Annotated in this window: 12 protein-coding genes; 11 read left to right on the top strand and 1 reads right to left on the bottom strand. The window is 65.0% G+C overall.

The window, feature by feature from the left end; all coding sequences use genetic code 11:
- Positions 1-51: 51 nt before the first annotated feature.
- On the bottom strand, positions 52-1719 hold the full coding sequence (locus ACEOAC_RS06700; protein ID WP_413628754.1) for a helicase HerA-like C-terminal domain-containing protein: 1668 nt from the start codon (positions 1717-1719) through the stop codon (positions 52-54).
- A 232-nt stretch (positions 1720-1951) separates the two neighbouring features.
- Between ACEOAC_RS06700 and ACEOAC_RS06695 the strand changes: the two genes are divergently transcribed.
- The 11 genes from ACEOAC_RS06695 to msbA all read left to right on the top strand — a co-directional run bounded on the left by ACEOAC_RS06695 (position 1952) and on the right by msbA (position 13278).
- The gene (locus ACEOAC_RS06695) at positions 1952-2677 is read left to right on the top strand and encodes a YebC/PmpR family DNA-binding transcriptional regulator (protein WP_006464674.1); all 726 of its coding nucleotides are present in this window, start codon (positions 1952-1954) and stop codon (positions 2675-2677) included.
- 51 nt (positions 2678-2728) lie between these two features.
- On the top strand, positions 2729-3997 hold the full coding sequence (purD, locus tag ACEOAC_RS06690) for a phosphoribosylamine--glycine ligase (protein WP_006464673.1): 1269 nt from the start codon (positions 2729-2731) through the stop codon (positions 3995-3997).
- 155 nt (positions 3998-4152) lie between these two features.
- The gene (locus tag ACEOAC_RS06685) at positions 4153-4983 is read left to right on the top strand and encodes a mechanosensitive ion channel family protein (RefSeq protein ID WP_077237522.1); all 831 of its coding nucleotides are present in this window, start codon (positions 4153-4155) and stop codon (positions 4981-4983) included.
- Positions 4984-5116: 133 nt separating this feature from the next.
- A complete protein-coding gene (hemF, locus tag ACEOAC_RS06680) occupies positions 5117-6037 on the top strand; it encodes an oxygen-dependent coproporphyrinogen oxidase (RefSeq protein ID WP_006464671.1) in 921 nt (306 codons plus the stop codon).
- Positions 6037-6705, top strand: a complete 669-nt coding sequence (locus ACEOAC_RS06675) for a nicotinate-nucleotide adenylyltransferase (RefSeq protein ID WP_006464670.1) — start codon at positions 6037-6039, stop codon at positions 6703-6705. The genes hemF and ACEOAC_RS06675 overlap by 1 nt, the downstream gene beginning before the upstream one ends.
- Positions 6705-7517 (top strand): ribosome silencing factor, encoded by an 813-nt coding sequence (rsfS, locus tag ACEOAC_RS06670; RefSeq protein ID WP_413628753.1) that lies wholly within the window; start codon positions 6705-6707, stop codon positions 7515-7517. The genes ACEOAC_RS06675 and rsfS overlap by 1 nt, the downstream gene beginning before the upstream one ends.
- Positions 7517-7987 carry a 23S rRNA (pseudouridine(1915)-N(3))-methyltransferase RlmH gene (rlmH, locus tag ACEOAC_RS06665; protein ID WP_413445181.1) on the top strand — a complete coding sequence of 157 codons (471 nt, stop codon included), beginning with the start codon at positions 7517-7519 and terminating at the stop codon, positions 7985-7987. Before rsfS ends, rlmH begins: the two co-directional genes overlap by 1 nt.
- A gap of 56 nt (positions 7988-8043) precedes the next feature.
- Positions 8044-8658, top strand: coding sequence for a Maf family protein (locus ACEOAC_RS06660; RefSeq protein ID WP_077237525.1), 615 nt, complete (start codon positions 8044-8046; stop codon positions 8656-8658).
- Positions 8655-10118 (top strand): ribonuclease G, encoded by a 1464-nt coding sequence (gene rng / locus ACEOAC_RS06655; protein ID WP_077237526.1) that lies wholly within the window; start codon positions 8655-8657, stop codon positions 10116-10118. Before ACEOAC_RS06660 ends, rng begins: the two co-directional genes overlap by 4 nt.
- A 143-nt stretch (positions 10119-10261) precedes the next feature.
- On the top strand, positions 10262-11488 hold the full coding sequence (locus ACEOAC_RS06650; protein ID WP_413628752.1) for an O-antigen ligase family protein: 1227 nt from the start codon (positions 10262-10264) through the stop codon (positions 11486-11488).
- A gap of 47 nt (positions 11489-11535) precedes the next feature.
- Positions 11536-13278, top strand: a complete 1743-nt coding sequence (gene msbA / locus ACEOAC_RS06645; RefSeq protein ID WP_006464664.1) for a lipid A export permease/ATP-binding protein MsbA — start codon at positions 11536-11538, stop codon at positions 13276-13278.
- Position 13279 lies beyond the last annotated feature (1 nt).

Genomic DNA, 13279 nt, shown 5'->3' with positions numbered 1-13279 from the left:
ATTGTAATGCCTGCGCCCGCCCTCCGCCGGGGACGGTCGGGCGCGATCGCATCAGCGCTTCTTCATCAGCGAACCCAGTACGCCGCGAATGAGTTCGCGACCGACCTGCGAACCGATGCTGCGGGCGGCCGACTTGACCATCGCCTGCAGGGGCGAATCGCTGCGGCGATTGCCGCCACCGCCATTACCGAAGATGCCGCCGGCGGCATCCTTCAACAGATCGCCCAGGCCGCCGCCGTCGTCCTGTTGCGGGGCCGGTTGCTGCTGTGGCTGCGGCTGGCGGGGCGACATGCGGGTGCCCCCGGCGGGACGCGATGACGTCGTCGGCGACGGCGCGCTGCGGCCGGCTGACGCCCCCCAGGCGTTGTCGTCCACCGGAGCGGCGGGAGCAGGGGCCGGGGCTGTTTGGGGCGAGGCTTGCGGGGCGGCTTGCGGTTGCTGCACGGCGCGGCCCTTGAGGCGCTCATAGGCCGATTCGCGGTCGATCACCTGTTCATAGACGCCGGCCACCAGCGACGACGCGATCAGCGCCCGGCGTTCGTCATCGGTGACCGGGCCGATCTGCGAAGCCGGGGTCAGCACATAGCCGCGCTCGACCACGTTGGGCCGGCCCTTTTCATCCAGGAAGGACACCAGCGCCTCGCCCACGCCCAGCTCGGTGATGGCCTTGGCGGTATTGAGCATGGGATTGGGACGGAAGGTCTCGGCCGCCGCCGTGACGGCCTTCTGGTCGCGCGGGGTATAGGCGCGCAGGGCGTGCTGCACGCGGTTGCCGAGCTGGCCCAGCACGGTGTCGGGAATGTCCAGCGGGTTCTGCGTGACGAAATAGACGCCCACGCCCTTGGAGCGGATCAGGCGCACCACCTGTTCGATCTTCTGCAGGAGTGGCTTGGGGGCTTCGTCGAAGAGCAGGTGGGCTTCGTCGAAGAAGAAGGCCATCTTGGGCTTGTCCAGGTCGCCCACTTCGGGCAGGTGTTCGAACAGCTCCGAGAGCATCCACAGCAGGAAGGTGGAATACAGGCGCGGCGCGTTCATGAGCCGGTCCGCAGCCAGGATGTTGATGATGCCGCGCCCCTGGGCGTCGGTCTGCATCCAGTCCTCGATATTGAGCATCGGTTCACCGAAGAACTGGTCGCCGCCCTGCTCGTCGATGGCGATCAGGCCACGCTGGATGGCGCCCACGCTGGCGGCCGAGATGTTGCCGTATTCGGTCTTGAACTGCGCCGCGTTCTCGCCCACATGCTGCAGCATGGCGCGCAGGTCCTTGGTGTCGAGCAGCAGCAGGCCATGGTCGTCGGCGATCTTGAACACCAGTTGCAGCACGCCCTGCTGGGTATCGTTCAGGTTGAGCATGCGGGCCAGCATCAGCGGCCCCATGTCGGAGATGGTGGCGCGTACCGGATGGCCCTTTTCGCCGTAGACATCCCAGAAGGCGACCGGGGCGGCGGCCCAGGCCGGTTCGGGCAGGCCCAGCTGGGCCAGGCGCGCGGTGGTCTTGGGCGAAGCACTGCCGGCCTTGCCCAGGCCGGACAGGTCACCCTTGACGTCGGCCATGAACACCGGCACGCCGATATCGGACAGCGCCTGGGCCAGCACCTGCAGGGTCACCGTCTTGCCGGTGCCGGTGGCGCCGGTAATGCAGCCGTGGCGATTGGCCAGTTGCGGCAACAGGCACAGTTGCCCGCCGGAATGGGTGGCGATGGGAAGGGGATTATTCATGTCAACTCGGCTTCGAAGGCAAAAATCACGGGGGAGGCGGTATGGTAAAATGCCCGCCCGATTATAGTCAGAACATGGCGGCAGGAAAGCATTATCGGTCCTGTCCGAACCTTGTCCCCGTCCGCGCCGATCCGTCGTCCGCGCCTGCCGGCCCTGCCGCAGCGCCTGCCGATCATCACGGATTGCCGCACAGGGACGGTTCTGCCCTCACCATCTTGCAGGAAGATTCAACATGGCTGGACACAGCAAATGGGCCAATATTCAGCACCGTAAAGGCCGTCAGGACGAAAGGCGTGGTCGTATCTGGACCCGCCTGATCAAGGAAATCACCGTGGCTGCCCGCATGGGTGGCGGCGACCCGGACGCCAACCCGCGCCTGCGCCTGGCGGTGGACCGCGCCTCCGACGCCAACATGCCCAAGGACAACGTGACCCGTGCCATCCAGCGCGGCACCGGCGCCCTGGACGGCGTGAACTACGAGGAAGTGCGCTATGAGGGCTACGGCATCAACGGCGCGGCCATCATCGTCGATTGCATGACCGACAACCGCGTGCGCACCGTGGCCGAAGTACGCCACGCCTTCTCCAAGTTCGGCGGCAACATGGGGACCGAAGGCTCGGTGGCCTTCCTCTTCAAGCACTGCGGCCAGCTGATGTACGCCCCCGGCACTGACGAGAACGCCATCATGGAAGCGGCCCTGGAAGCCGGCGCCGAAGATGTGGTCACCGACGAGGAAGGCGGCATCGAAGTGCTGACCGCGCCCAACGACTTCGCCGCCGTCAAGGCCGCCATGGAAGCCGCCGGCTTCAAGGCCGAAGTCGCCGAGATCACCATGAAGCCTGCCACCGAAACCGTGTTCGCAGGCGAAGACGGCGTCAGGATGCAGAAACTGCTGGATGCGCTGGAGAACCTGGACGACACCCAGGAGCTCTATACCAACGCCGTGATCGAAGAATAATTCTCCGCTTTTGCCCATTTTGCCCATTCGCCACTTTTACCTCCCTATCCCATGAAAATCCTAGTTGTTGGCTCCGGTGGCCGTGAACATGCGCTGGCCTGGGCCATCGCCAAGTCGCCGCGCATCCAGACGGTCTACGTCGCTCCCGGCAACGGTGGCACCGCACTCGACGAGCGCCTGCAGAACATCGCCATCACCGATCCGGTGGCCCTGGCCGACTTCGTCGAGCAGGAACACGTGGCGCTGACCGTGGTCGGCCCGGAAGGCCCGCTGGCAGCCGGCATCGTCAACGTCTTCCGCGCCCGTGGCCTGAAGATCTTCGGCCCCACCAAGGAAGCGGCGCAACTGGAAAGCTCCAAGGACTTCGCCAAGGCCTTCATGCAGCGCCACGCCATTCCCACTGCCGAGTACCAGACCTTCTCGGACGTCGCGGCCGCGCATGACTACATCGCCAAGAAGGGCGCCCCCATCGTCATCAAGGCCGACGGCCTGGCCGCCGGCAAGGGCGTGGTGGTCGCCATGACGCTGGAAGAAGCGCATTCGGCGGTGGACATGATGCTCTCCGACAACAAGCTGGGCGATGCCGGCGCACGCGTGGTGATCGAGGAATTCCTGGCCGGCGAAGAGGCTTCCTTCATCGTCATGGTGGACGGCAAGAACATCCTGCCGCTGGCCACCAGCCAGGACCACAAGCGCCTGCAGGACAACGACCAGGGTCCCAATACCGGCGGCATGGGTGCCTACTCCCCTGCCCCCATCGTGACTCCGGCGCTGCATGCCCGCGTGATGCGCGAAATCATCGTGCCGACCGTGCAGGGCATGGCCAAGGATGGCATCCCCTTCTCCGGCTTCCTGTATGCCGGCCTGATGATCGACGCCGAAGGCAACCCCAAGACGCTGGAATTCAACTGCCGCATGGGCGACCCTGAAACCCAGCCCATCATGGCGCGCCTGAAGACCGATCTGCTGACGGTGTTCGAACACGCTGTGACCGGCACGCTGGACAAGGTCGAGCTGGAATGGGATCGCCGCACCGCGCTGGGCGTGGTGATGGCCGCCCACGGTTATCCGGAAGAACCGCGCCGTGGCGACCTGATCACCGACATCCCGGCCGAAACCGTCGATTGCGTGACCTTCCACGCCGGCACCACCCTGACCGGCGACAAGCTGACCACCTCGGGCGGCCGCGTGCTGTGCGTGGTGGGCCTGGGTGACAGCGTGAAGGTCGCGCAGAAGCACGCCTACGATGCCGCCGACCTGATCCACTTCGCCGGCTCGCAGATGCGCCGCGACATCGGCTGGCGCGCCCTGAAGCGCTAAGCCGAACACCGTACGACCCACTGTCCCCCGCAACGCCCGGTGTGTTGCGGGGGACAGTCGCTTTATGCTTCATGCGAGCTACCCGCCGACTGCAACAAAAGCCCATGCCGGCAGACTAAGCACGACACGCCACCACCGAAGAAAAGGAAGCCCCGATGCCTGAACACCTGCTCAACTTCGACACCCTCATCAACCTCTACCTGGTGCCATTCGGCCTGAAGGTCATCGCCGCCATCGCCATCTGGATCATCGGCGGCATGTTCATCAACACCCTGTCCAAGGTGGTGCGCCGGGTGCTGACCGCGCGCCAGTTCGAGACCACCCTGATCAACTACGCCAGCTCGGCCATGCACGTGATCCTGCGCATCCTGCTGGTGATGGGCATCCTGGAAGTCTGCGGCATTCCCACCACCTCCTTTGCCGCCATGATCGGCGCGGTCGGCGTGGCGCTGGGCGTGGCCTGGTCGGGCCTGCTGTCGAACTTCGCGGCCGGCATCTTCCTGGTGGTGCTGCGTCCCTTCAAGGTGGGCGACTACATCACCGCCGCCGGGCAGACCGGAACGGTTTCCGACATCGGCCTGGTGACCACCATCATCACCACCGACAACAACCTGCGCGTGATCATCGGCAACAACAAGCTGTTCTCGGAAAACATCATCAACTACAACGTCAATGCCACGCGCCGCACCGACCTGCGTTGCCAGATTGCCTACAGCGTCGATCCCCAGGTGGCCATCGCCAAGCTGACCGAGCGCATCAAGGCCATTCCCAATGTGCTGCAGACGCCGGCACCGGGCATCGTGATCCAGGAATTCAACGCCACCGGCACCCTGATCGCCCTGCGCGTACATGCCCCGACACCCAATTTCGGCCAGGTCTATACCGATGTGCAGAATGCCATCGCCGAGGTCTGCCTGAAGGAAGGCTGGCCGGCACCCGCTACCTACCAGGTGGCCGTGCCGCTGGCGCAACCACCGCAAACCTGAGGCTAACGCCCCACACCGCCGGTCCGTGGCGCCCGACGGACCGGCTTTTGCCGCCCCACGAAGGGGCGGGCAAGGTACAATCGCGGGTTGGAACGCATTTCCGCCCAGTAACCGTGCACCAGAGCGACCCGCCGTGACCACCCATTCCAACGCCTCCACCCACACCGCCGCCGTCAAGGCCTACCTGCAAGACCTGCAACAGCGCATCGTCGCGGCCCTGGAAGCCGCCGATGGCAAGGCCTTCCTGTCGGATTCGTGGGAACGTCCGGAAGGCGGCGGCGGCACGTCGCGCCTGCTGGAAGAAGGAAACCTGCTGGAGCGCGGCGGCGTAGGCTTTTCGCACGTGATGGGCAAGAACCTGCCGCCGTCGGCAGCCGCCAACCGCCCGCAGCTGGCCGGCCGTGCCTGGGAAGCCATGGGGGTGTCGCTGGTGCTGCATCCGCGCAATCCCTATATCCCGACGGTGCACATGAACGTGCGCTTCTTCACCACCCATGCAGAGGGAGAAGAAGCGGTCTGGTGGTTCGGCGGCGGTATGGACCTGACGCCCTACTACGGGGTCGAGGATGACGCCCGCCATTTCCACCGCACCTGTCGCGATGCGCTGCAGCCATACGGCGACGATCTGTACCCGCGCTTCAAGACCTGGTGCGATGAGTATTTCTACCTGAAGCACCGCAAGGAGCCGCGTGGCGTGGGTGGCATCTTCTTCGACGATTTCAACGCCCTGCCCTTCGAGCAGGCCTTTGCCATGCAGCGCAGTGTGGGGGACGCCTTCCTGGAGGCCTACCTGCCCATCGTGGCGGCTCGCCGCGAGACGCCCTATGGCGAACGCGAGCGTGACTTCCAGGCCTATCGCCGCGGACGCTACGTGGAGTTCAACCTGGTCTTCGACCGTGGCACCCTGTTCGGGCTGCAGTCGGGAGGCCGTACCGAATCCATCCTGATGTCCATGCCGCCGCTGGTGAAATGGCGCTATGACTGGCACCCGGAAGCCGGCAGCCCGGAGGCCGCACTGTATTCGGACTTCCTGGTCCACAAGGAATGGCTGTAATGGCGCCGCCCGCGGCGCAGCGCTGCATTGCCGTGCTTGGCGGCAGCTTCGATCCTGTCCACAATGGGCATGTCAAGCTGGCCGAGCACTTCGTGGACCTGCTGCATCCGGACGAATTGCGCGTCATTCCCACCGGCAACCCGTGGCAAAAGCACGGTCTACAAGCCGCGCCGGCGGACCGGGTGGAGATGGTGCGCCTGGCCTTCGATCGCCAGCGGGTGCCGGTGGTCATCGATGAGCAGGAAATCCGCCGCGCCAGCGCGACCTATACCATCGATACCCTGCGCGCCCTGCGTGCCGAACTGGGGCCGGAGGTGTCCATCGTGTTCCTGATGGGCGCCGACCAGCTGCAGCACCTGGACACCTGGCAGCACTGGCAGGAACTGTTTGAACTGGCGCACCTGTGTGCCGCCTCCCGGCCCGGCTTCGAGCTGGCCGACGCCCACGTGCCGCCGGCCGTGAGGGAAGAATTCAAGCGGCGCAACGCTGCGCCGCAAGAGATCCGCAGCACCACGCACGGATACGGCTACCTGGCCCTCGGGCTGGCGGTCGATATCTCGTCGACTGAAATCCGTGCCCAGCTGCAACGCGGCATCCGACCCGATTCGCTGATCCCGGGCAGGGTGCTAGACTATATCGAACAACAACATCTGTACCGAACTCAATAATGGACATCAAAAAACTGCAAACCCTGGTCGTGGACGCTCTGGAAGACGTCAAGGCGCAAGAAATCCGCATCTATGACACCACCCACCTGACCAGCCTGTTCGACCGCGTGGCGATCGCCTCCGGTACCTCGAACCGCCAGACCAAGGCGCTGGCCGCCTCGGTGCGCGACAAGGTCAAGGCCAAGGGCGGCAACGTCGTGAGCATCGAAGGCGAAGACACCGGCGAATGGGTGCTGGTCGACCTGGGTGACATGATCGTGCACATCATGCAGCCGGCCATCCGCACCTACTACCGCCTGGAAGAAATCTGGGGCGACAAGGAAGTCAAGCTGGGCGCGGCCAAGCGCACCGGTACCTCGGCCTCCGCCAAGCGCGCTGCCGCCGACGAGGAGCCGGCCCCCAAGATCCGCCGTACGCGTGCCCAGGCCGAAGCGGTCGAAGCCAGCCAGGCCCTGGACGACGACGAGGATGCACCGAAGAAGCCGGCCCGCAAGCCGCGCGCCACCTCGACCAGCACCACCACCGGCACCCGCGCTGCAGCCGGCACGACCCGTACCACCCGTACCACGGGCGCTACCGGTGCCAAGACTGCTGCCACCAAGACCACGCGCACTACCGGCACCAAGACCACCGCCGCCAAGACCACCACCACCCGCACCGCTGCCGGCAGCAAGACCGCCGCGCCCAAGGCTGCGACCACCCGTAGCAGAACCGCTGCCCCCAAGACCCCGACCGGCAAGACCGTGCGCGTGGCGCCCGCCAAGAGCGAGACCGCCAAGAAGCCGGCCGCCAAGCGCACCAGCAAGGCTTGATGCAACTGGTGATTGCTGCCGTCGGCCACAAGATGCCGGCGTGGATCGAGACCGGCTTCCAGGAGTATGCCAAGCGCATGCCACCGGAATGCCGGATCATCCTGAAGGAAATCAAACCCGTCGAACGCTCCGGCAGCCGCACGGCCGAGACCGTGATGGCACAGGAACGCGAAAAGATCGAAGCCGCGCTGCCCAAGGGCGCGCGCGTGATTGCGCTGGACGAGCGCGGACGCGACTGGACCTCGGTACAGTTGTCGCAGCAACTGGTCCAGTGGCAGCAGAATGGCCGCGACGTGGCCTTCGTCATCGGCGGTGCCGATGGGCTCGATCCCGGCTTCAAGGCCGGCGCCGACACGCTCATCCGCATCTCCAGCATGACCTTGCCGCATGGCATGGTGCGCGTGATGCTGGCCGAGCAACTGTACCGCGCGTGGTCGATTACGCAGAACCACCCGTATCACCGCGCCTGAACCCGTCCACCGCCGGCCTCGCCTCCCGGGCAGCGGCCCTTGACATGCATGGCTCAATGAAACAAGCGGACCACAAAATCTACCTCGCCTCGAAAAGCCCGCGCCGCCGCGAACTGCTGCGCCAGATCGGCATCGATTTCGAACTGATGCTCTCGGACAAGGAAGTCGACGAAAGCGTATTGCCCGGGGAAGCCCCGCTGGACTACGTCGCCCGCGTCACCCGCGCCAAGCTCGACAGCGCCCAGCAGACCATGATCCTGCGCCAGTTGCCGCACCGGCCGCTGCTGTCGGCCGATACCACCGTGGTGGTGGACGACCTGATCCTGGGCAAGCCGGCCGACCATGACGAGGCGGTGCGCATGATCACCCTGCTCTCCGGCCGTACGCACCAGGTCCTGACCAGTGTGGCCGTGGGCGTGACGCTGGGCGTGGAAACCGAGGTCTGGCAGATCGTGCAGCAGTCCGATGTCAGTTTCGCGCCGCTCACCGCCGAGGCCATCGCCGCCTACTGCAATACCGTCGAACCCTACGACAAGGCCGGCGCTTATGGCATCCAGGGCCTGGCATCGGTGTTCATCAGCAATATCGTGGGCAGTCATTCCGGTATCATGGGACTGCCGCTATTCGAGACGGCTCAACTACTACAACAAGCGGGCGTTCGAATCCTATGAGCGAAGACATCCTCATCAACATCACGCCGCAGGAGACGCGGGTTGCGCTGATCCTGCAAGGGGCCGTGCAGGAGTTGCACATCGAGCGCACCCTCTCGCGCGGCCTGGCCGGCAACATCTACCTGGGCAAGGTGGTCCGGGTGCTGCCGGGCATGCAGTCAGCCTTCATCGACATCGGCCTGGAGCGCGCCGCCTTCCTGCACGTGGCCGACATCTGGGAAGCCCGTCCGCACGACGGCCAGAACGCGCCTGCCATTCCCATCGAGAAACTGCTGCACGATGGCCAGACCATCACGGTACAGGTGATCAAGGACCCGATCGGCACCAAGGGTGCGCGCCTGTCCACGCAGATCTCCATTGCCGGGCGCATGCTGGTCTACCTGCCGCAGGACAAGCACATCGGCATTTCCCAGCGCATCGAGAACGAAGCCGAGCGCGAGCTCTTGCGCAGCAAGGTGCAAGCCTTGCTGCCGGCCGAGGAAAAAGGCGGCTTCATCATCCGCACCATGGCCGAGGATGCTTCCGACGCCGACCTGCAGATGGACGTCGAATACCTGCGCACCACCTGGGCCACCATCATCAAGCAGGCCAAGACCAAGCCGGCGCCCACGCTGCTGCATCAGGACCTGTCGCTGGCCCAGCGCGTGCTGCGTGACTTCGTGTCCGACCAGACCGCCACCATCCAGGTCGATTCACGCGAGAACTTCCACATGCTGCAGGAGTTCGGCGCCATCTATACCCCCTCGGTGCTGCCCAAGCTGATGCACTATCGCGGCGAGCGCCCTTTGTTCGACCTGTATGGCGTGGAAGAGGAAATCGAACGCGCCCTGGGACGTCGGGTGGACCTGAAGTCGGGCGGTTACCTGATCGTCGACCAGACTGAGGCGATGACCACCATCGACGTCAACACCGGCAGCTTCGTCAATGGTCGCAACTTCGACGACACCATCTTCAAGACCAACCTGGAAGCGGCACATGCCATTGCCCGCCAGCTGCGGCTGCGCAACCTGGGCGGCATCATCATCCTGGACTTCATCGACATGGAGAGCACGGAGCACCGCCAGGCGGTGCTGGCCGAACTGGGCAAGGCGCTGCAACGCGACCGCACCAAGATCTCGGTGTCGGGCTTCTCCACGCTGGGCCTGGTGGAGATGACGCGCAAGCGCACCCGCGAATCGCTGGCCCACATCCTGTGCGAGACCTGCCCGGCCTGCAAGGGGCGCGGCCAGGTCAAGACGCCGCGGACGGTGTGCTACGAGATCCTGCGCGAGGTCATGCGCGAAGCCAAGCAGTTCAACCCCCGTGAATTCCGGATCCTGGCCTCGCAGGTGGTGGTGGACATGTTCCTGGAAGAAGAGTCGCAGCACCTGGCCATGCTGGGGGACTTCATCGGCAAGCCGGTGTCACTGCAGGTCCAGAGCGATTATCAGCAGGAGCAGTACGACATCATCCTAATGTGATCCGGCCCCAGGTCGCCCGGCGCGGACGGGCGCAACACGTATCGCAGAATTGCCGGGCACCACGCCCCGGCGCAAGGCGATGGCCGCAGCGCATCGATTACAATGCGCACTTCGCGGCCCGCCTGCGCGTTCTTTCGCTTTCCATGCCCACCTATACCTCACTGGCTGTCTTCCTGCTGTCGGCAATTTCGCTGGTCATCGCAAGCGGTTTTTCCCTGGGTGCGGGGATGCTGGTGCTGGGTGCGACGGTATTGTTGCGGCCCGCCTCTCCCCGCCTCCGCCTGGCAGCTCCGGATTACCTGTTCATCGCCGCCCTGGGCTTCTATTTCCTGTTGCATGTGGCCCTGAACCTGATACATCACGCACCGGGGCGGGAATACGATGCGCCCTTGCGCTTCCTGCTGGCGATCCCGGCACTGCTGCTGCTGTGCACGTTCCCGCCCCGGCCGGGCGCGCTGTGGTCGGGTGCGGCGGTCGGCGCCATCGGCGCCGGGCTGTTGAGTCTGTGGCAATGGCTGGCCTGGGGCATGGACCGTCCGGGCGGCAGTACCAATCCGATCCAGTACGGCAACATCAGCGCGCTGCTGGCGGTACTGTCGGCCTATGGGCTGGCGCGTGCGCTGGCGCTGGGCCACGGGCTGCGCTGGAAACTGCTGCATGCCACCGGCGTTCTGATGGCCCTGGTCGCCACGCTGCTCAGCGGCAGCCGCGGCAGCTGGCTGGCCCTGCCCTTCTGCGCGATCCTGGCCGCATACCTGCTGATACGTGCCGGCCAGGCCCGGCGCCTGCTCAAGCCAGCCGTGCTCGCTCTGGTCGCACTGGCGGTACTGGCGCTGCTACCCCATTCGCCGCTGACCGCACGCTACCGGCAGGCCGTGAGCGAGGCCGGCGGTTACCTCCAACACGCCGATGCCCAGTCCTCGGTGGGCGCGCGCCTGGAGATGCTGCGTGTGGGCCTGTACCTGGCGCCCCGCCACATGCTGCTGGGCTTCGGCAAGGAAGGCATGATGCAGGCCAAGCAGCACATGGTCGAAGAGGGCCTGGCATCGGACTCGGTGGCAGAGCATACCCATCTCCACAATGAATACCTGGATGCCCTGGTCAAGCATGGCATCCCCGGCCTGCTGGCCGTGTTGGTGCTGTACCTGCTGCCATTGCGGCTGTTTGCCGGGCGGGCCGTCCCTGGCAGGAGCATCGAGGCTCGTATGGCCGCCGGCGCCGGCATGATGCTCATGCTGAGTTACCTGGCCTTCGGGCTGACCCAGGCTTTCCTGACACACAACAATGGCGTGATGATGTTCGCCTTCCTGGGGGTCATCCTGTGGTCATTGGCACGGCAACAGCCTGCTGGACCGGCGAACACGGCATAATCTCACCTTTTCGTTACCCGCATTACCTGCACGCAAGGATTCTCCCGATGCTGTCCTACAACATGAAACGCCTGGCGGCCCTGCACTTGCCCTACAAGAAGCGGCTGGCCGTGGCATTCATCGCCATGATCGTCACCGCCGCCACCGAACCGGTAGTGCCCTACATCTTCCAGGTGCTGCTGGACAAGGGCTTCGTGGGCAAGCCAACCTTCTCGCTCTGGCTGGTGCCGGCGGCGGTGATCGGCATCTTCTTCATCCGCGGCATCGCCACCTTTACCAGTTCTTACATGATGACCTGGGTGTCCACCCGCATCCTCAACGAATTGCGCCGCCAGATGTTCGCCCGCATGCTGGACCTGCCGGTGCAGTTCTATGCCACCAATACGGTGGGCAAGGTGATCAATTCGATGATGTTCGAAGTGCAGCAGATCATCGACATGGTGACCAAGGTCTTCACCTCCATCCTGCGTTCGGCACTGACCGTGCTAGGCCTGCTGGCCTGGCTGCTGTACCTGAACTGGGTGCTGACCATCGTCACCCTGGTCCTGCTGCCGCTGGTGACCATCGTGGTGCGCACCACCGGCAAGCGCCTCAAGAAACTGAACCGTGATTCGCTCAACGTCAACGCCGAGATGACCCAGGTCATCGAGGAAACCACCCGCGCCCAGCAGGTCATCAAGATCTTCGGCGGCCAGGACTACGAGAAGGAGCGCTTCCATCGTCGCGCCGAGAACCTGCGCAGCTACACCATGCGCATGACGGCCGCCTTTGCCTCCACCGTTCCCATCACCCAGCTCATGACCGCCACCGCAGTGGCGATCGTCATCGTGATGGCCCTGATCCAGTCCGGCAACGGCCAGATCACCGTGGGCGGCTTCGTCTCCTTCATCACCGCCATGCTGATGCTGCTGGCACCGTTGAAGCAGCTGGCCGAAATCAACGGCCCCCTGCAACGCGGCATGGCCGCTGCCGAAGAAGTCTACAACCTGATCGACAAGACCACCGAACGCACCACCGGCCAGCCACTGACCGCACGCGCGACCGGCAAGCTGGACTTCGTCGATGTCAGCTTCGCCTATCCCGGCCACGAACAGCTGGCCCTGAAGAACCTCAACCTGCAGGTCGAAGCGGGCGAGACCATCGCCTTCGTGGGCATGTCCGGCGGTGGCAAGTCCACCCTGGTGAGCCTCATCCCCGGCTTCTATTCCAGCACCTCGGGTGAAATCCTGCTCGACGGCCGCCCCATCGAAACCATCTCCCTGCCCAGCCTGCGCCAGCAGATCGCGATGGTGAACCAGAACACGGTGCTCTTCGATGACACCCTGGCCGCCAACATCGCCTATGGCGACCCCAGCCCCGACGCAGCGCGCGTGGCCGCAGCCGTCGAGGCCGCGCACCTCAACGATGTGGTGGCGGGCTTGCCGGAAGGCCTGCAGACGCGTATCGGTGACAACGGCTCGCGCCTGTCCGGCGGTCAGCGCCAGCGTGTGGCCATCGCCCGCGCCATCTACAAGGATGCGCCCATCCTGATCCTGGACGAAGCCACCTCGGCCCTGGATACCGAGTCCGAACGCGCCGTGCAGGCGGCGCTGGATCGCCTGATGCAGGGCCGCACCACCTTCGTCATCGCCCACCGCCTGTCCACCATCGAACGTGCCGACCGCATCGTGGTGCTGTCGCACGGACAGATCGTCGAAGTGGGCAACCACCAGGCACTGCTGCAGAAGGAAGGGGTCTACGCCAACCTGTACCGCCTGCAGTTCTCCCAGCAACAGGAAGCCTCCGTCTGAG

This window comes from Herbaspirillum frisingense (assembly GCF_047325095.1).
Taxonomy (GTDB): Bacteria; Pseudomonadota; Gammaproteobacteria; order Burkholderiales; family Burkholderiaceae_D; genus Herbaspirillum; species Herbaspirillum frisingense.
The sequence above is the reverse complement of the archived record's forward strand: the minus strand, read 5'-3'. Positions and strand labels throughout refer to the sequence as shown.

Bases quoted from the DNA above. Each gene is read 5' to 3' on its own strand.
- ACEOAC_RS06660 (WP_077237525.1), top strand. From the start codon at position 8,044: ATGAAACAAGCGGACCACAAAATCTACCTCGCCTCGAAAAGCCCGCGC.
- ACEOAC_RS06695 (WP_006464674.1), top strand. From the start codon at position 1,952: ATGGCTGGACACAGCAAATGGGCCAATATTCAGCACCGTAAAGGCCGT.
- rng (WP_077237526.1), top strand. From the start codon at position 8,655: ATGAGCGAAGACATCCTCATCAACATCACGCCGCAGGAGACGCGGGTT.
- ACEOAC_RS06650 (WP_413628752.1), top strand. From the start codon at position 10,262: ATGCCCACCTATACCTCACTGGCTGTCTTCCTGCTGTCGGCAATTTCG.
- ACEOAC_RS06685 (WP_077237522.1), top strand. From the start codon at position 4,153: ATGCCTGAACACCTGCTCAACTTCGACACCCTCATCAACCTCTACCTG.
- rlmH (WP_413445181.1), top strand. From the start codon at position 7,517: ATGCAACTGGTGATTGCTGCCGTCGGCCACAAGATGCCGGCGTGGATC.
- purD (WP_006464673.1), top strand. From the start codon at position 2,729: ATGAAAATCCTAGTTGTTGGCTCCGGTGGCCGTGAACATGCGCTGGCC.
- ACEOAC_RS06675 (WP_006464670.1), top strand. From the start codon at position 6,037: ATGGCGCCGCCCGCGGCGCAGCGCTGCATTGCCGTGCTTGGCGGCAGC.
- rsfS (WP_413628753.1), top strand. From the start codon at position 6,705: ATGGACATCAAAAAACTGCAAACCCTGGTCGTGGACGCTCTGGAAGAC.
- ACEOAC_RS06700 (WP_413628754.1), bottom strand. From the start codon at position 1,719: ATGAATAATCCCCTTCCCATCGCCACCCATTCCGGCGGGCAACTGTGC.
- msbA (WP_006464664.1), top strand. From the start codon at position 11,536: ATGCTGTCCTACAACATGAAACGCCTGGCGGCCCTGCACTTGCCCTAC.